We start from the raw sequence: 16,870 nt of genomic DNA, 5'->3' as shown, positions 1-16,870 counted from the left end.
AACGACAGGGTCTGATCTAGTCATCGCTCCCTGTCCGAAGGAACGGGAACGAATGACCGATAGTAACGACGACAAGACAATCAGCGTAGCGGGCAAAAAGACACTCACCCTGAAACCATCGGGGATGAGCCAGGGCACCGTTCGCCAGGATATGGGTCGAGGTCGCACCAAGGCGGTCGTCGTCGAGACCCGTAAGCGGCGCCCGATGCGCCCGGAAGACGAAAAGCCGATCACACCCGTCGCTCCGCCGGCCCCCGTCCGCGCAGCCGAACCGGCGCCCGCACCCGTGCAGGCGCGTCCGCAGCAGCCGACGCCGGCTCCGCGGGTTCAGCAGGGCAACAACAACCAGACGAACCAGCGTCCGCCGCAGCAGTCCCACCAGCCGCCGCGCCAGAACGATCGTCCGCGCCCGGTGGTGCTGAACCATCTGTCGCCGGAAGAGATGGACGCCCGCCGCCGCGCGCTTGCCGACTCCCAGGCGCGTGACGCCCAGGATGCGATCCGCCGCGCCGAGGAAGAAAAGCGCCGTGCCGCCGAAGAGGTGATCCGCAAGGCAGCCGAAGCGGAAGAAGCTGCCCGCAGGGCCGCTGAAGAGGCTATCCGGCAGGCCGAGGCACCCGCTGTTGCTGAACCCGCAGTCGCAGAACCGGCTCCGGCCGAAGCACGCTCCGACGCGCCACGGCCGCCGCAGCCCGCATCGTCGGCACCGGCCGCACGCCGGCCCGATGCGGCTGGAGCACCTGCTGCCCGTCCGGCACCCGGCGCTGCCGTCCCTGGGGCCGTTCGCGGCCGTCGCGAAGAAAAGGAAGAAGACGATCGTGGCGCAGCGCGCGGCGGTCCTGTCCGTGGCCGCGTCGTTCGCCCGGAACCCGCAAAGCCGGTCACGACTCGTCCGAAGACGGATGAAGAGCGCCGCCGCGGCAAGTTGACGATCACCACCGCCAATGTGGACGGCGAGGACAATGCCCGCGGTCGGTCGCTCTCGGCGATGCGTCGCCGGCAGGAGAAGTTCCGCCGCGGTCAGATGCAGGAAACCCGCGAGAAGATCTCCCGCGAAGTGGTTCTGCCCGAGACCATCACCATTCAGGAACTGTCGCAGCGCATGTCCGAACGCGCCGTCGACGTCATCAAGTACCTGATGAAGGAAGGCCAGATGATGAAGCCGGGCGACGTCATCGACGCCGACCTTGCCGAAATCATCGCCGGCGAATTCGGCCATACGGTCAGGCGCGTGTCGGAATCCGACGTCGAACTCGGCATCTTCAACGTGTCCGACGACGATGGCGAACTGGTTTCGCGCCCGCCCGTCGTTACCATCATGGGCCATGTCGACCACGGCAAGACCTCGCTGCTCGACGCCATCCGCCATGCCAACGTGGTCTCCGGCGAAGCCGGTGGCATCACCCAGCATATCGGCGCCTATCAGGTGGAGCAGAACGGTCAGAAGATCACCTTCATCGATACGCCCGGCCACGCCGCCTTCACGGCAATGCGTGCCCGCGGTGCGCAGGCGACCGACATCGCGATCCTGGTCGTCGCAGCCGACGACAGCGTGATGCCGCAGACGATCGAATCGATCAACCACGCCAAGGCGGCCGGTGTTCCGATCATCGTGGCGATCAACAAGGTCGATAAGCACGAGGCTGACCCGCAGAAGGTCCGTAACCAACTGCTGCAGCACGAAGTCTTCGTGGAATCCATGGGCGGCGAAGTGCTTGACGTCGAGGTTTCGGCCAAGACCGGCAAGAACCTCGACAAGCTGCTCGAGGCGATCCTGCTGCAGGCGGAAATTCTCGATCTCAAGGCCAATGCGAACCGGACCGCGGAAGGAACGGTTATTGAAGCCCAGCTCGATCGTGGCCGTGGTTCGGTCGCGACCGTGCTCGTCCAGAAGGGTACGCTTCGTCCGGGCCAGATCATCGTTGCCGGCGACGTCTGGGGCCGCGTGCGCGCCCTCGTCACCGACAAGGGCGACCATGTGAAGGAAGCCGGCCCCGCGACCCCGGTCGAGGTTCTCGGTCTGTCCGGCACGCCGCAGGCAGGCGACAAGTTCGCCGTCGTCGAAAGCGAAAGCCGCGCCCGCGAAATCTCGGAATATCGTCAGCGTCTGGCCCGCGACAAGGCGGCTGCCCGCCAGTCGGGACAGCGCGGTTCGCTGGAACAGATGATGATGCAGCGCCAGAGCGTCGGCATCAAGGAGTTCCCGCTGGTCATCAAGGGTGACGTGCAGGGCTCGATCGAAGCGATTGCCGGCGCGCTGGAGAAGCTCGGCACCGACGAAGTCCGCGCCCGCATCGTCCATTCGGGCGCCGGCGGCATCACCGAGTCGGATATCTCGCTCGCTGAAGCCTCGAACGCGGCCATCATCGGCTTCAACGTTCGTGCAAATACGCAGGCACGCCAGTTCGCCGAGCGCGAAGGCATCGAAATCCGCTACTACAACATCATCTACGACCTCGTGGATGACGTGAAGGCAGCGATGTCAGGCCTGCTGTCTCCGGAGCGGCGCGAAACCTTCATCGGCAATGCCGAGATCCTCGAGGTGTTCAACATCACCAAGGTCGGCAAGGTCGCAGGCTGCCGTGTCGTCGAAGGCAAGGTCGAACGTGGTGCAGGCGTCCGCCTCATCCGCAACGACGTCGTCGTTCACGAAGGCAAGCTCAAGACGCTCAAGCGCTTCAAGGACGAAGTGTCCGAAGTGCCGATGGGTCAGGAATGCGGCATGGCCTTCGAAAACTACGAGGACATGCGCGCCGGCGACGTCATCGAGTGCTTCCGCGTCGAGCATATCACGCGCACGCTCTAAACTGCTGCGCCTGAACTTTCCGAAAGCCATCCGCCAGCCGGCGGATGGCTTTCGGGCATCTGTCGACTTGACCTTTTCGACCAAAAGAGTCATGGACGCTCTCCTTTGACGGGTTCGATTCCCAGCCGCATCGGCAAATAGAGATAACAATGACCAGAGTAACTTCTTCCGCGCCTTCGCAGCGCATGCTGCGCATTGGCGAACAGGTTCGCGCCGCTATCACCCAGGTGCTGCAGCGCGGCGAAGTGCGTGACGACGTCATCGAGGCGACCGTGATCTCGATCTCGGAAGTGCGCATGTCGCCGGACCTCAAGATCGCCACCGCCTATGTGACGCCGCTCGGCGTTTCCGACCACAGCATCGTCATCCAGGCGTTGAACCGTCATGCAAGATTCATCCGCGGCCGGCTCGGGCCGCAGCTTCGGCAGATGAAATACATGCCGGAGGTACGCTTCCGCGACGATACCAGCTTCGACAACTACAAGAAGATCGACGAGCTGCTGCGTTCGCCCGAGGTGAGCCGCGACCTCGACGGCGATAATGACGAACAATAAACAGAAGAGACGCATGTCCAAACCACGCAAACCCAAAGGCCGGCCGATTTCCGGCTGGCTGATCCTCGACAAGCCGGTGGATTTCGGCTCGACGGAAGCCGTCTCCAAGATCAAGTGGCTCTATAAGGCTGAGAAGGCCGGTCATGCCGGCACGCTCGATCCGCTCGCCTCCGGCATGCTGCCGATCGCGCTCGGCGACGCGACGAAGACCGTTCCCTACGTGATGGACGGCCGCAAGATCTATGAATTCACGGTGAGCTGGGGCGAGGAGCGTGCGACCGACGATCTCGAGGGCGAGGTGACCAAGAGTTCGGACAAACGCCCGAGCGAACAGCAGATTCGCGATATCCTGCCTGGATATGTCGGTACCATCAGCCAGGTGCCGCCGCAGTTTTCCGCTATCAAGATCGCAGGTGAACGCGCCTATGATCTGGCGCGCGAAGGCGAAACCGTCGAAATCCCCTCGCGTGAGGTCGATATCTTCCGGCTGACCTTGCTCGCCTGCCCGGACGCCGATAGCGCGCATTTCGAAGTGGAATGCGGCAAGGGTACTTATGTCAGGGCGCTGGCGCGCGATTTCGGGCGCGAGCTCGGCTGCTACGGCCATGTGTCCGGGCTGCGGCGCACCTTCGTCGCGCCTTTCGCGGAAGAGGCCATGGTGCCGCTCGCGGATCTCGTGGCACTGGAATCAATCGAGGATATGGACGAGCGCCTGGCGGCCCTCGACGCGCTGCTGATCAACACCTGCGAAGCGCTATCCTCCCTGCCCCATCTCGTCATCAATGACGACCAGGCGCACCGGCTGAAGATGGGCAACCCGATCCTGGTGCGTGGCCGCGATGCGCCGGTTGCCGAAAGCGAAGCCTATGCGACGGCCCGCGGCAGGCTGATCGCGATCGGCGAGATCGGCCAGGGCGAGTTTCGCCCGAAGCGGGTTTTCGGCTGAGCCTATCTGGCTTTCTGACAACGACAGAGATTGTCAGCCGGCAGCAATGCGGTATTTTCCCTGTCGGGCCATGGCGGCCCGACAGGGGGAAGACTATGCGCGGAATTGTTATCGCAATCCTGACGTTCTTTTCGATGTTGCTTGCCGTCGCCGGCGCTCAATCCGCCGAGCGCTGGGCCGAGCTTCCGGCCTTTCCTTCAATGCCGGTGGCAAAGACGAGGGGCATGGCCGATGTGAACGACATCAAGATGTATTACGCAGAGTATGGCGAAGGCGAGCCGATCCTCTTCATCCATGGCGGACTTGGAAATGCCGACGTCTGGGGTCACCAGGTCGCCGATTTTGCCAAGGACCACCTGGTCATCGTTGCCGACAGCCGCGGACATGGGCGCTCGACGCGCAGCCAGCAGCCCTTCGGTTACGACCTGATGACGTCTGACTACGTCGCGCTTCTCGACTATCTGAAGATCGACAAGGTGACACTTGTGGGATGGTCGGATGGCGGAATCATCGGCATCGACATGGCGATGAAACATCCGGAGAAGCTGACGCGCGTCATTGCCCAGGCAGCAAACGTCACGACCGATGGCGTCAAGGCTGACGTGATGAACAACAAGACCTTCAACGACTACATCAACGTCGCCGGCGAATATTACCGGAAGCTATCGCCGACGCCGAACGAGTACGACGCCTTCGTCACCCAGATCTCCGAAATGTGGGCGACCCAGCCGGTCTGGACGGCAGCGGATCTTGGAAAGATCGCGGTGCCGGTCACGCTCGCCATCGGCGACCATGATGAGGCCGTAAAGCTCGACCATACGGAGATGATGGCGAAAGAAATTCCGGGCACCAAGCTGGTGATCCTGAAAAATGTCAGCCATTTCGCCATGCTGCAGGATCCGACGGGTTACGATGCGATGATCCGGGACGCCATGGCGGGCCGCTGAAAACCGCTGCGGGAGCTCCCCTCTTTCCATTGCTGCTTATTTGGTTTATAGGCAGCGCCAGCGTCAGGTTCGCCTGCTCGCATTCACGGCCAAAGCTGGACGACATCCCGGCTTTTGGCGACTCTATCTCCTCCTCTTAGAAAGGATCACCCGATGTCGATCACTGCTGAGCGCAAGTCTGCGCTGATCAAGGAATATGCGACCGTTGAAGGCGATACCGGTTCTCCGGAAGTCCAGGTCGCGATCCTGACCGAGCGCATCAACAACCTGACCGAACACTTCAAGGACCACAAGAAGGATAACCATTCCCGCCGTGGCCTGCTGACGATGGTTTCGAGCCGCCGCTCGCTTCTTGATTATCTCAAGAAGAAGGATGAAGGCCGCTATTCCAAGCTGATCACCAGCCTGGGTATCCGCCGCTAAGATTATCCGGCGGGCGCTATCCCAAGCGCCCGCCGGATGTGTTTCGGGACACGGCTCCCGATGAAATGTTCCAGCCGCGCCCTATTTTACGCGGTGGAAAGACCGACAGACCCGGATGGGCCGGATCTGCCAAACCAACCGTTGACCTGTCATGGGGCAGGATTGCCGGATGCTTTCGGCCAAGGCTTGTCAATGAGCTTTGGCCCGGTTTCTCAGGAACTCCTGAGGAAGCCGAAGATGAAAAGCCTCCCGTTGTCTTGCCCGTGATACGTCACATTGATTGCGGTCGACTGTGCGCTGCGCCTTGATATCGGCGATGGCGCGTGCTCCCGCATTGAAGGACAAGAGATGTTTGATACACACACAGTGGAAATCGAGTGGGCCGGCCGCCCGCTGAAGCTCGAAACCGGCAAGATCGCCCGTCAGGCCGACGGCGCGGTTCTCGCCACCTACGGCGAAACCGTCGTTCTCGCCACCGTCGTCTCGGCCAAGTCGCCGAAGCCCGGCCAGGACTTCTTTCCGCTCACCGTCAACTACCAGGAAAAGACCTACGCAGCCGGCAAGATCCCCGGCGGCTATTTCAAGCGCGAAGGCCGCCCGAGTGAAAAGGAAACCCTGGTTTCCCGCCTGATCGACCGCCCGATCCGCCCGCTCTTCCCGGAAGGCTACAAGAACGACACGCAGGTTGTCGTTACCGTTATCCAGCATGACCTCGAAAACGATCCGGACATCTTGTCGATGGTCGCTACCTCGGCTGCGCTGACGCTCTCCGGCGTTCCCTTCATGGGCCCGGTCGGCGGTGCGCGCGTCGGCTACATCAACGGCGAATACGTTCTCAACCCGCATCTCGACGAGATGGATGAATCGAGCCTCGACCTCGTCGTCGCCGGTACCTATGACGCCGTGCTGATGGTGGAATCCGAAGCCAAGGAACTCAACGAAGACGTCATGCTCGGCGCCGTCATGTTCGGCCACAAGGGCTTCCAGCCGGTTCTCGACGCGATCATCAAGCTCGCCGAAGTGGCAGCCAAGGAGCCGCGCGACTTCCAGCCGGCAGATTACTCCGCTCTCGAAAACGAGATGCTCGGCCTTGCCGAAGGTGAACTGCGCAATGCCTACAAGATCACCCAGAAGGCCGACCGCTACGCCGCCGTCGATGCCGTCAAGGCGAAGGTGAAGGCGCATTTCCTCCCCGAGGAAGGCGAAGCCAAGTACACGGCCGAGGAAGTCGGCGCGATCTTCAAGCACCTGCAGGCGAAGATCGTCCGCTGGAACATCCTCGACACCAAGAGCCGCATCGACGGCCGCGACCTTGAGACCGTTCGTCCGATCGTTTCGGAAGTCGGTCTTCTGCCGCGTACGCACGGTTCGGCGCTGTTCACCCGCGGTGAAACGCAGGCGATCGTCGTTGCCACCCTCGGCACCGGCGAAGATGAGCAGTATGTCGACAGCCTGACTGGCATGTACAAGGAGCGCTTCCTGCTCCATTACAACTTCCCTCCCTACTCGGTTGGCGAGACCGGCCGCATGGGTTCCCCGGGTCGCCGCGAAATCGGCCACGGCAAGCTCGCATGGCGCGCGATCCGTCCGATGCTGCCGACGGTCGAGCAGTTCCCCTACACGCTGCGCGTTGTCTCCGAGATCACCGAGTCGAATGGCTCGTCCTCGATGGCGACTGTCTGCGGTACCTCGCTCGCTCTGATGGACGCCGGCGTTCCGCTGGCAAAGCCGGTTGCGGGTATCGCCATGGGTCTGATCCTGGAAGGCGATCGCTTCGCTGTCCTCTCCGATATTCTCGGTGACGAAGACCACCTCGGCGACATGGACTTCAAGGTCGCCGGTACCGCCGACGGCATCACCTCGCTGCAGATGGACATCAAGATCGCCGGTATCACCGAAGAGATCATGAAGGTCGCTCTTGGCCAGGCCCAGGGCGGTCGCGCCCACATCCTCGGCGAAATGTCCAAGGCCATCACCGAAAGCCGCGGTCAGCTCGGTGAATTCGCTCCGCGCATCGAAGTCATGAACATCCCGGTCGACAAGATCCGTGAAGTCATCGGCTCGGGCGGCAAGGTCATTCGCGAAATCGTCGAAAAGACCGGCGCGAAGATCAACATCGAGGACGACGGCACCGTCAAGATCGCCTCGTCTTCGGGCAAGGAAATCGAAGCGGCCCGCAAGTGGATCCACTCGATCGTTGCCGAGCCTGAAATTGGCCAGGTCTACGAAGGCACGGTCGTCAAGACCGCCGACTTCGGCGCCTTCGTCAACTTCTTCGGCGCCCGCGACGGCCTCGTCCACATCTCGCAGCTCGCTTCCGAGCGTGTTGCCAAGACGCAGGACGTCGTCAAGGAAGGCGACAAGGTCTGGGTCAAGCTGCTCGGCTTCGACGAACGCGGCAAGGTTCGCCTGTCGATGAAGGTCGTCGACCAGGCCACCGGCCAGGAAATTGCGAACGAGAAGAAGAAGGAAGAAGCGGCCGAATAAGCCGCCTTCCAGATTTAATACCGGGCGCGGGAATGCTTCCGCGCCCTTTTTTGTATCCTGAAGCGCGAGGCGATCTTTCAGATTCGCTTGCCGCCCTTCAGGTCTTCGGTTTGGCGCATGTCGTGCTCGCAAAAACCGCTGAACACTTTTGCGCGACATGCTTTAAGACGAGACGAGACCATGAGCAGCGAGACGCTGAAGACCCTGTTCCATCCCTTTGCCAGCGGCACAGTCGAGGCGCCCGGCGAGGGCGAGCGCGTGCTCTTCCTCGGCGCCGAGGCAGGCTTTGCGCTGCCGGAAGGCTTCGCCGCCTCGCTCAGCGCCGTCCAGGGCTTCCGGCCGCTCTATCGGCAGTTGCTGGCGCAGCGGATCGAAGCGAAGCCGGAGATCGACGGCGAGGATTACGATGCGGCTCTCGTGCTCTGCACCAAGCACAAGGGCGAGAACGAGGCCAATCTTGCTGCCGCTATCGCCCGCACGCGGCTCGGCGGCCTGATCGTCGTTGCCGGCGCGAAGGAAGACGGCATCCAGCCGCTGCGCAAGCGGATGGAAGGTTTCAATCTCGCAGTCGACTATATGCCGAAATATCACGGCGTTGCCTTCTGGTTCGGCCGGCCGGCGGATGCCGACGAGATTATCTCCAAGCTGGCAAAGTCGCCGGTGCGTGTCGACGGCCGTTTCAATGCAACCGCCGGCATGTTCTCGCATGACCGGATCGATGCCGGATCGGAACTGCTTGCCTCGCGCCTGCCGCAAGATTTCACCGGCGACGTTGCGGACTTTGGCGCCGGGTGGGGCTATCTCTCCGCCGAACTGGCGCAGAAGTCGCGTGGACTGACCCGCCTCGACCTCTACGAGGCCGATCACGCGGCTCTGGAGGCTGCCAGGGATAATCTGGCGGAGAACTGCCCGAACGCGCCTGCGCGCTTCTTCTGGCACGATCTGGCGGGCGAACCGGTCAAGGATAAATACGACCTCGTCATCATGAACCCGCCCTTCCACGAGGGCCACGCCGCCGACCCGGCGCTCGGCCAGGCAATGATCAAGACTGCCGCATCCGCCCTTCGCGGCGGTGGCCGCCTGATGCTCGTCGCCAATCGCGGCCTGCCTTACGAGCCGGTTCTGGCGGCAAATTTCAGGGAAAGCGGTGAAACCTGCCGCAATGCCCGCTTCAAGGTTCTCTGGGCGAAGAAATAGGGCTTAGGCTGCCTCGATACCGAACCATTGCGCTTGATAGAAAAAGGCCGTGCGCATGATCTGCGCACGGCCTTTTGAGTTTCAACGGAGTTGTGGTTATTCGACGTCCGCTTTGCGCAGCGTTTCCAGCGTCGGCATGGAGGTGACGTTGAAGCCGGCGTCGACGAAGTGGATTTCGCCGGTGACGCCGGAGGAAAGGTCGGAGAGCAGGTAGAGAGCCGAGCTGCCGACCTGATCGATGTTCACAGTCTTGCGCAGCGGCGCATTGCGCTGGTTCCAGGAGAGGATCGCGCGCGCATCCGAGATGCCGGCGCCGGCAAGCGTGCGGATCGGGCCGGCGGAAATGGCATTGACGCGGATGCCACGCGGACCGTAGTCGGCAGCGAGATAGCGCACCGAAGCCTCCAGCGCTGCCTTGGCAACCCCCATGACGTTGTAATTCGGGATGACGCGCGTCGAGCCATTATAGGTCAGCGTCAGCATCGCGCCGCCATCTTCCATCAATGGAGCGCAGCGCTTGGCGATCTCGGTGAAGGAAAAACAGGAAATGACCATGGTGCGGCTGAAATTCTCACGCGTCGTATCGGCGTAGAGACCCTTCAGCTCGTTCTTGTCGGAAAAGCCGATGGCATGGACGATGAAATCGAGTTTGCCCCAGCGCTCCTTGATCGCGTCGACGACGGCATCGACCGAGGCGACGTCCTCGACGTCACAGGCCAGCACGAAATCTGAGCTGACCTCGGCAGCAAGCGGCTTGACGCGCTTGCCGAGCGCGTCGCCCTGATAGGTGAAGGCGAGTTCCGCACCCTGTGCGGCGAGAGCTTTTGAAATCCCCCAGGCGATCGAGTGGTTGTTGGCGACGCCCATGACGAGCCCGCGCTTACCCTGCATGATTCCCGTCATATTATTATTATCCGTTATAGCGCTGGAAGACGAGCGTGGCGTTGGTGCCGCCGAAGCCGAAGGAATTGGAGAGGGCAATGTCGATCTTCGCGTCGTCGATGCGCTTGCGCACGATCGGCACGCCTTCGAATTCTGGGTCGAGCTCGGTGATATGGGCGCTTTCGCCGATGAAGCCTTGCTGCATCATCAGCAGGGAATAGATCGATTCCTGCACGCCGGCAGCGCCAAGCGAATGCCCAGTCAGCGACTTGGTCGACTGGATATGCGGGATCCTCGAGCCGAATACCTCGCGGATGGCGCCGATTTCCTTGCTGTCGCCGACCGGCGTCGACGTGCCGTGGGTGTTGACATAGTCGACGTCGCCTTTGACGGTGGCAAGCGCCTGGCGCATGCAGCGGATAGCGCCTTCGCCCGAGGGGGCGACCATGTCGTAGCCGTCCGAGGTTGCGCCGTAGCCGACGATTTCGGCGTAGATCTTGGCACCGCGAGCTTTGGCGCGCTCCAGTTCCTCAAGCACCAGCACGCCGGCGCCGCCGGCGATGACGAAACCGTCGCGGTTGACGTCATAGGCGCGCGAGGCGCTGTCCGGCGTGTCGTTATATTTGGAGGACATGGCGCCCATGGCGTCGAAGAGGTTGGACATCGTCCAGTCGAGATCCTCGTGGCCGCCGGCAAACATCACGTCCTGCTTGCCCCACTGGATCATTTCGGCGGCATTGCCGATGCAATGCGCCGAGGTCGAGCAGGCCGACGAGATCGAATAATTGACGCCGTGGATCTTGAACCAGGTGGCGAGCGTGGCCGATGCGGTCGAGGACATTGCCTTCGGCACGGCGAAGGGGCCGATGCGCTTCGGGCTGTTGTTTTTTATGGTGATCTCGGCAGCTTCGATCAGGGTGCGGGTGGACGGACCGCCGGAACCCATGATGATGCCGGTACGCTCATTCTGAGCGTAGTCTTTCTCTTCCAGGCCGGAATCGGCAAGGGCCTGCTTCATGGCCACATGGTTCCAGGCGCCGCCCTGCGACAGGAAGCGCATGGCGCGGCGGTCGACCAGTTCGGCAAGTTCCGCCGAACCGAGCTTCGGACTGCCCCAGACCTGGCACTTGAATCCATGTTCGGCGAAATCGCTCGAAAAGGAGATACCCGACTTTGCCTGCCGCAAGGATTCGGTGACTTCGGCCGCGTCGTTTCCGATCGAGGACACGACACCCAGACCCGTGACAACTACCCGTCTCATCTGATCAAACCTTTGTTGTTTTCGTCAGCCGCTCGAAATGCGGTTTCAGGCCGTCTTGTCTTTCGATAGACCGACGCGAAGGTCGGCCGCCTGATATATGGTCTCGCCGTCCGCCTTAAGCCAGCCGTCGGCCGTGCCGAGGACCAGACGGCCGCGCATGACACGTTTGAAGTCGATGCCATATTCGATCAGCTTCGTCTGCGGCCGGACCATGCCCTTGAATTTCACTTCGCCTGTTGAAAGCGCCATGCCGCGGCCTTGCTCGCCGAGCCAACCCAGAAAGAAACCGGTCAGCTGCCACATGCCGTCAAGACCGAGGCAGCCCGGCATGATCGGATTGCCTTCGAAATGGCAAGGAAAATACCAGTCGTCGGGGCGAACGTCATATTCGGCCCGGAGGTAGCCCTTATCGAAGGTGCCGCCCGTTTCGGAAATATCCGTGATGCGGTGAACCATCAGCATAGGCGGCAGGGGCAGCTGTGCATTGCCGGGGCCGAACAGCTCGCCATGTGCGCAAGCGATGAGTTCTTCATACGAGAAGCTGGACTGTCTGGTCTTCATAAAGTTTCTTTTTCCCCCCGCGTCAAGCCGATGGATGTGAACGTGTAGTCCAAGTTCTTCAGAAAATGAAGCACAAGCAAGGCAACTTCATTCATCGTCCCGGACCAGGCTTACGCCATTATTTGGTGGTCGCATACAGGAAGGCTAGGGCCGGGACCAGACCTATTTGCGTCAAAAGCCCGTTTTTGCCGCGTTTATCAGGCTCCTGTCCCCATTGAACTATTGAAAGGCTCTGATGCAAAAGTTATACCGCTTAAAGAAACATGATTGCTTTATGCCAGAATAACCGGAGTTGGTTTTGATGACGGGTGCACTCCCGATCGCAATAGAGGTAAGGCTGCGCTGTGCGGGCCTGCGCCCCACCCGCCAGCGTGTTGCGCTCGGCGACCTCCTGTTTGCCAAGGGTGATCGGCACTTGACCGTCGAGGAACTGCATGAGGAGGCGGTTGCCGCCGGCGTGCCGGTGTCTTTGGCAACCGTCTACAACACGCTGCACCAGTTCACGGAAGCCGGTCTCATCCGCGTTCTCGCCGTCGAGAGCGCCAAGACCTATTTCGACACCAATGTTTCCGACCACCACCATTTCTTCGTCGAAGGCGAGAACGAGGTGCTCGACATACCCGTCAGCAACCTGACGATCGCCAATCTGCCGGAACCGCCTGAGGGCATGGAGATCGCCCATGTCGACGTGGTGATCCGCCTGCGCGCGAAGCAGGGCTGACGATACCTCTCAAGCGCGTCGCGCCGGATCGGCCTCATGCGACGCCCATTAGATCTTTGTTTTTATGCATGTCGTTGTCCCAAAACCGCTGCGCACTTTTGGGCGACATGCATTAGGCCTCACATGACATCGTTGGGATGCCGGCCGGGCTTATGCCTGTAGGTTGGGAAGGTCCAGCCGAACCACAGGGCTCCACCGCGCACTGCAAAGGCCGCCACGACGCCGCAGGCAGACGCCAGATAGAGCTGCATTCCGAGCCCATTGGCAGCCGTGAACACGCCGGCGCCGATGAGAGCTGCCGTCACGTAGATTTCCGGCCTCAACAGAACCGAAGGCTCGTTTGCCATCAGATCGCGTAATATGCCGCCGAAGGTCGCCGTCAGCGTGCCGGTGACGATTGCGATGGTCGGCGAGCCGGTGGCGGCGAGGCCCTTGGCGGCGCCGAGCACGCAATAGGCGGCGAGGCCGATCGCATCCAGCCAGATCAGCAGGCGATAGCGCGATTCCAGCAGGTGGGCGGTGAAGAAAACGATGACCCCCATGATGCAGCAGACGAGGATATAGGCGGGGTTCAGCACCCAGAAGACCGGCACGCGCCCGAGCACGATATCGCGCACGGTACCGCCGCCCGTTCCCGTCACCATGGCGAAAAACAAAAAACCGATCAGATCCAGTTGCTTGCGCGAGGCGGCGAGCGCGCCTGTCGCGGCAAACAGCGCAATGCCGGCATAATCGAGATAGACGAGCAAAGACATGCGAACCCCGGAACCGGCAGAATTGAGAACAGGATTCAGATTTTAGGCGAATTAGGCCTAAAATCATCCTGTTCTCGGGAAAGAACCACGGCGGCAAGGGCGGCGCAAGGCGGCGGCGTCATAAAGCCAAAGTCTTTATTTGATGCATGTCGTTGTCCCAAAACCGCTGCACACTCTCGGGCGACATGCATTAGGCTGCAGAGCCTTTATCCAAAAGAGGAAAGCCGTGAAAACGCTGGTGCTCGCCGTTCTGAATATCGTCCTGCTGCTTGCCGTGCCGGCTGCCGCCCTCGGTCAACAATCGCTGATCTCCGATCCTGAGATCTACGAGAAGAAGCATTTCCAGGAGCAGTGCAAGACAGCCGAATTTGCCGACGGCTTCATCATCCGGCAGGACATCAACAATGATGGCCTGATCGATGCCGTGGTCGACGAGGGCCAGCTGACCTGCGACGGGCAGAAGGGGCCGCAATGCAATGACGACGGCTGTACCTATAATTTCTACCTGCAGGTTGCCGAAGGCGGTTATTTCATGATCGCGACGGCACAGATCTATGGCTACGATTTCGTCCAGCGCTTCGGCAACATGGTGCTGGCGATGAAGATGCATCCGCGCTTCTGCGACCGCACCGAAGGTGATCCCTGCACCGTGACGGCACGCGTCCGCGGCACGAAATTCGTCACCATCTCGAAGAAGTAAATCTTAGCGCATAATCCCCGAAAGATTTTCGGGATTATGCGCTGATTCAAAGTGATAGAACGTCCTTTGCGCGTCCTATCGGACGCGCGGCGCTCTAACCTCTTGTTCTTACGCAATTCCGGACGGAAAAACTTTTCCTGGAATTGCTCTATTGCGGATAAAGCTCCGAGGTGCGGCCGGCGAGATAATAGCCGACCAGGCCGTACCATTCGCGGATCGCCGTCGCCATGTTCTGCGCATTGAGGTTCGGCTGGGTGAAATCAAACCCAAGCCTCACCTGGCCGTCGGTGCGATAGTCGGTCGGCCAGGGCACGATATCGATGCCGAGCTTGCGGAAGATGCCGACGGATCGCGGCATGTGAAAACCCGAGGTGATCAGCAGGCAATTGGAAAGGCCCTGGCTTGCCAGGAATTCCTTGGTGTTGACGGCGTTTTCGAAGGTCGTGCGCGATTGCCTCTCTTCGATCAGGCGATCTCTGCCAACGCCGAAGAGCGGGAAGAAACGCTCGGATGCGGCCGCATCGCCTTCATAGATGCCTGACATGGAGCCGTCGCCGCCTGATACCAGAATGCGTGACTGCGGAAATTTCTGCGCGAGCCGCAGGGCTTCGACGAAGCGGTCGGCTCCACCGTTGAATTCTATGCCGTGGCGCGCCGTGTTCACCTCGTTTTCGAAGGCGCCGCCGAGCACGATCATGCATTGCAGGTTGTCGGGATCGGCTGCGGGTCTTGCGAACCGCTCCTCCAGATCCTGCATCAGGAGGTTACCGGCCGTGGTGTAGAGCGTGACGAAAAGGATGAGGGCCGCACCGAATGTGCTGAGGATATGCAGGATACGCCAGTTGAGAAGGCCGGCAATGAGGGCGAAGAAGACGAGCAAGAATGCCAGTGACAGCGGCTGGGCGAAAATCCAGACAAGCTTCGAAATCAGGAACAAGACCTACTCCTCAAGGGTTGGCGGCGATCCTTCCTATCCGATTCGACGATGACAAGAATGCGACGGTTCTATTTCGCGCGCGCAATGGCCGAGTGATGCGGCGCGATCTTCTGGTTGAAACGCCGCTGCAGCGGCCGCGGGATGAACATGGCGGCAAGCGCCAGTATCATCGCAAAGAGCGAGACCAGCCACAGCGCATGCGCGCCGGTCAGCCGCGTCAGAACGGCGCCGGCGATTGCGCCGAGCACCATGCCGCCCCAGGGCACGATCTGGATCGTCCATTCGACATGGCGATCACCGATGATCCAGCGGCCGATGCCTCGGCCGAAGCGCGACAGGGCGCCGGTCACATAGGTCAGCCCGATCGGCAGGCCTTCGATGTGCTCGACGGCGACGTTCACCATGCCCATGGAAAAAACGATCATGTAGAACCGCACGAGCAGCATATTCTGTACCGTCATCATCGAGGCGAGCGCCAGAACCAGGCCGACGCAGCCAAGCACCACGAAAATGCGGCGTTGCGAGACATGGGAGATGACGATGCCTGCCGCATTGCCAAGCACGAAGACGATGATGGCAGAGATCAGGACAGCCGCGTGATAAAGATTGCCCTCGCTCAAGGCGAGTGCGGCACGCGTCGTATTGCCTGTCATGAAGGAAACGAAATCGCCGGTGAGCAGAAGACCGGTCGCATCGGTCATGCCGGCCAGAAACGAGATCGAGCCGACCAGGGCGAGCCCGGTCAGGGTTCGGCGGGTACGGATGATGCGGCGGCGTCTTGATCTGGTCATTGGCTGAGGGTCCCGGAGCCGAATCGCTGAGATTCCAGCAACAAGCATACATCCTCGCATTGAGGAATTGGCAAAGGTGATCGGAAGGGGATGGGGACGTCTACGTCAATCAACGCGCAACCCGCCGATCGGCACTGCATAACACTTTGCACGGCAGCAGGCGGCACTTAATCGGAAACGATCTTCCAATCGGCGAGGCGACCAGGATCCAGTTTCGGCTGGACCAATCTCTTGCTGGCAAAAGCCCTGCCAGAATGAGATTTCAGATATTTTTCGAATTCAAGGGCTTTGTGCTTGTCGGGAAAAGGCGCAATACCAGAGCAAATTCCATGGTGCGAATTTGGCAGTGGGCAGATTTTCGGCATTGTGGGCCGCAAACCGTTGTTTCAGATCTGCGGTAGACCCGGTATATTCCCGATCGGGAAAATCGTCGCTGCGGAGAATATAGACGTACGTACCACATCAGCGTTTCACCCCATCGCCGCCCTTCGGGCTATGCCGGGCACTGCTTCGGTCTAACGGTTTCTCGCGGCTGTGCCACGCGAAGCCCGTAAGGGCGAAGCGTGGTGGAGCTAAGAGGGAGATCCCATAAATATATGATAATCAATGATATCAACATTTATGAGGATTTTATTCGCGGTCGGTGTACCCTCTTGGTGTACCATGTATTTCGTCACTATATGGGCGCAAGGGATTTACGATCAACATCGCAGGCTGTTGATCACCATGGGAGAAGTCTAGGGAAACGTAGACGTCGGATGTCATTTCGGTTGTGTCACCTAAGAGACTCACCTTAAGTGCATTGAAGACTATTCAATTGCGCGCACCTGGGGCTACGGCATGCACCAATTTGACGACGAGACGATACAGGAAATTTTTGGCGCGGACGACGCTGAGAATGA

Annotated in this window: 15 protein-coding genes and 1 pseudogene; 9 read left to right on the top strand and 7 right to left on the bottom strand. The window is 60.6% G+C overall.

The features are described from left to right. The first annotated feature begins 52 nt into the window (after positions 1–52). The 7 genes from infB to C3Y91_RS02600 all read left to right on the top strand — a co-directional run bounded on the left by infB (position 53) and on the right by C3Y91_RS02600 (position 9,360). A complete protein-coding gene (gene infB / locus C3Y91_RS02630) occupies positions 53–2,806 on the top strand; it encodes a translation initiation factor IF-2 (RefSeq protein WP_024323169.1) in 2,754 nt (917 codons plus the stop codon). Between the two features lie 149 nt (positions 2,807–2,955). Beyond that, entirely contained in the window at positions 2,956–3,360 is a 405-nt protein-coding gene (gene rbfA / locus C3Y91_RS02625) for a 30S ribosome-binding factor RbfA (RefSeq protein ID WP_018070398.1), read from the top strand. Positions 3,361–3,373: 13 nt separating this feature from the next. Continuing rightward, the gene (gene truB, locus C3Y91_RS02620; RefSeq protein WP_075225247.1) at positions 3,374–4,306 is read left to right on the top strand and encodes a tRNA pseudouridine(55) synthase TruB; all 933 of its coding nucleotides are present in this window, start codon (positions 3,374–3,376) and stop codon (positions 4,304–4,306) included. 95 nt (positions 4,307–4,401) lie between these two features. Next, positions 4,402–5,253: an alpha/beta fold hydrolase gene (locus tag C3Y91_RS02615; protein ID WP_168574946.1), complete on the top strand. Its 852-nt coding sequence runs from the start codon at positions 4,402–4,404 to the stop codon at positions 5,251–5,253. Between the two features lie 153 nt (positions 5,254–5,406). Then, complete coding sequence (rpsO, locus tag C3Y91_RS02610; protein ID WP_003544317.1) at positions 5,407–5,676, top strand: 30S ribosomal protein S15; 270 nt, start codon at positions 5,407–5,409, stop codon at positions 5,674–5,676. A 348-nt stretch (positions 5,677–6,024) separates the two neighbouring features. Continuing rightward, positions 6,025–8,163 (top strand): polyribonucleotide nucleotidyltransferase, encoded by a 2,139-nt coding sequence (pnp, locus tag C3Y91_RS02605; RefSeq protein ID WP_026170768.1) that lies wholly within the window; start codon positions 6,025–6,027, stop codon positions 8,161–8,163. A 180-nt stretch (positions 8,164–8,343) separates the two neighbouring features. Then, positions 8,344–9,360: a class I SAM-dependent methyltransferase gene (locus tag C3Y91_RS02600; RefSeq protein WP_026170769.1), complete on the top strand. Its 1,017-nt coding sequence runs from the start codon at positions 8,344–8,346 to the stop codon at positions 9,358–9,360. Positions 9,361–9,456: 96 nt separating this feature from the next. Here the strand turns inward: C3Y91_RS02600 and fabI are convergent, their stop codons facing one another. From fabI to fabA, 3 genes are read right to left on the bottom strand one after another with little or no spacing between them, the layout of a single operon-like run. Continuing rightward, positions 9,457–10,263, bottom strand: coding sequence for an enoyl-ACP reductase FabI (fabI, locus tag C3Y91_RS02595; RefSeq protein ID WP_075225250.1), 807 nt, complete (start codon positions 10,261–10,263; stop codon positions 9,457–9,459). Between the two features lie 7 nt (positions 10,264–10,270). Further along, complete coding sequence (fabB, locus tag C3Y91_RS02590) at positions 10,271–11,503, bottom strand: beta-ketoacyl-ACP synthase I (RefSeq protein ID WP_075225251.1); 1,233 nt, start codon at positions 11,501–11,503, stop codon at positions 10,271–10,273. A gap of 45 nt (positions 11,504–11,548) precedes the next feature. Then, the gene (fabA, locus tag C3Y91_RS02585; protein ID WP_168574945.1) at positions 11,549–12,064 is read right to left on the bottom strand and encodes a 3-hydroxyacyl-[acyl-carrier-protein] dehydratase FabA; all 516 of its coding nucleotides are present in this window, start codon (positions 12,062–12,064) and stop codon (positions 11,549–11,551) included. A gap of 301 nt (positions 12,065–12,365) precedes the next feature. On the opposite strand from fabA, the gene irrA reads away from it, so the two are divergent. Continuing rightward, positions 12,366–12,785, top strand: a complete 420-nt coding sequence (irrA, locus tag C3Y91_RS02580) for an iron response transcriptional regulator IrrA (RefSeq protein ID WP_024323164.1) — start codon at positions 12,366–12,368, stop codon at positions 12,783–12,785. 119 nt (positions 12,786–12,904) lie between these two features. On the opposite strand, the gene C3Y91_RS02575 is transcribed toward irrA, so the two are convergent. Further along, positions 12,905–13,540 (bottom strand): trimeric intracellular cation channel family protein, encoded by a 636-nt coding sequence (locus C3Y91_RS02575; protein WP_024323163.1) that lies wholly within the window; start codon positions 13,538–13,540, stop codon positions 12,905–12,907. A gap of 226 nt (positions 13,541–13,766) precedes the next feature. On the opposite strand from C3Y91_RS02575, the gene C3Y91_RS02570 reads away from it, so the two are divergent. Next, a complete protein-coding gene (locus tag C3Y91_RS02570) occupies positions 13,767–14,240 on the top strand; it encodes a hypothetical protein (protein ID WP_168574944.1) in 474 nt (157 codons plus the stop codon). A gap of 148 nt (positions 14,241–14,388) precedes the next feature. Here C3Y91_RS02570 and C3Y91_RS02565 read toward each other — a convergent pair whose 3' ends face one another. The 3 genes and pseudogenes from C3Y91_RS02565 to C3Y91_RS02555 form a co-directional block, all read right to left on the bottom strand. Beyond that, entirely contained in the window at positions 14,389–15,177 is a 789-nt protein-coding gene (locus C3Y91_RS02565; protein WP_018070407.1) for a YdcF family protein, read from the bottom strand. A gap of 68 nt (positions 15,178–15,245) precedes the next feature. Beyond that, positions 15,246–15,968, bottom strand: coding sequence for a YoaK family protein (locus tag C3Y91_RS02560; protein ID WP_130665330.1), 723 nt, complete (start codon positions 15,966–15,968; stop codon positions 15,246–15,248). A gap of 167 nt (positions 15,969–16,135) precedes the next feature. Next, a pseudogene (locus C3Y91_RS02555) lies at positions 16,136–16,412 on the bottom strand (GIY-YIG nuclease family protein). Positions 16,413–16,870: the final 458 nt, after the last annotated feature.

It is taken from the genome of Rhizobium ruizarguesonis, assembly GCF_012349115.1.
Lineage (GTDB): Bacteria > Pseudomonadota > Alphaproteobacteria > Rhizobiales > Rhizobiaceae > Rhizobium > Rhizobium ruizarguesonis.
This window is presented reverse-complemented; position numbering and strand designations above follow the sequence as displayed.